Genomic DNA, 733 nt, shown 5'->3' with positions numbered 1-733 from the left:
CGACGTCGAATTTATCGTCCAATATCTGATACTTGCCCATGCCCGCCAATATCCGCAACTCCTCGACAACTACGGCAACATTGCCCTGTTGAACATCGCCGCCGACTGCGGCCTCATCGACAAAACCCTCGCTGAACAAAGCCGCACCGCCTACCGCTTCTACCGCCAGCAGCAACACAACACCAAACTGCGAGATGCCAAAAAAACCGAAGTAACGGACGAATTGCTGACCCACTACGGCAACGTGCGAAAACTGTGGCAGGAAGTATTCGGGGCAGAAGTGAAGTTCGGATAAACAGGCGGGCGTATTCAGCGTCAAAAGCCCTGTACAGCAACACAATTTACTGCCACGATAAACTCACTCTAAATAGTAGGTTTTATGTAAAGAAAATATTTTTATAAAAGCTGATTGGCAGCTTGAAGCGGTAACTGTCGGGTATAGAGGGAAGCTTTTTGTTTGCGTATTACTGATTCAGTTTGAGCATGATATGCAAAAACTGTTCTCATTTTGTGTCGATATTGTGATATAGCAAAACAAGTTCTAAAATATGCTGCTTATTTATATATTAAAAACAAGGAGAAACTGATGTCTAAGGTTGCGGTACTCGGTGGCGGTCTGTCGGGCCGTCTGATGGCGTTCCAACTGGCAGAGCAGGGCATTTCGGTCGAGTTGTTTGAGAAAGGCGAACGCAACGGCGCGCAAGCCGCCGCTTATGTTGCCGCGGCCATGTTG

At 47.6% G+C, this 733-nt stretch carries 1 protein-coding gene and 1 pseudogene; both read left to right on the top strand.

The genetic code is table 11. The features are described 5' to 3' along the window. Positions 1-295: pseudogene (locus ACTHUM_RS16495) on the top strand (bifunctional [glutamate--ammonia ligase]-adenylyl-L-tyrosine phosphorylase/[glutamate--ammonia-ligase] adenylyltransferase); the annotation flags it as partial. 270 nt (positions 296-565) lie between these two features. After that, on the top strand, positions 566-733 hold a 168-nt coding region (locus tag ACTHUM_RS16490), incomplete at its 3' end, for an NAD(P)-binding protein (protein ID WP_440403494.1).

The organism is Neisseria sp. P0021.S006 (assembly GCF_051956895.1).
The sequence above is the reverse complement of the archived record's forward strand: the minus strand, read 5'-3'. Positions and strand labels throughout refer to the sequence as shown.